Below are 218 nucleotides of genomic sequence, written 5' to 3' on the forward strand. Positions count from 1 at the left end.
AGCAAAGGCAGCCCAATTGATCGAGGAAGCACAAGCACAAGCGACGGCAATCGAAAAAAAGATGGAAAGCAAACAAGCGGAGCTAGAGCAACAATGGGAAAAAGCGCGCTTGAAAGCAGAACAAGAAGGGTATGATGCTGGCTTTACAGCGGGTGAAAGCCAAGCAAAAGCGATTTACGAGTCAACGATTGCGGAAGCGAAACAAGTGCTAGAAGAGG

1 pseudogene is annotated in these 218 nt (G+C 48.2%); it reads left to right on the plus strand.

The annotated features are described in order from the left end of the window. Positions 1 to 218 (plus strand): annotated as a pseudogene (locus CHH91_RS20815) (hypothetical protein); the annotation flags it as partial.

It is taken from the genome of Virgibacillus sp. 7505, from assembly GCF_002272135.1.
Classification (GTDB): Bacteria; Bacillota; Bacilli; order Bacillales; family Amphibacillaceae; genus Terribacillus.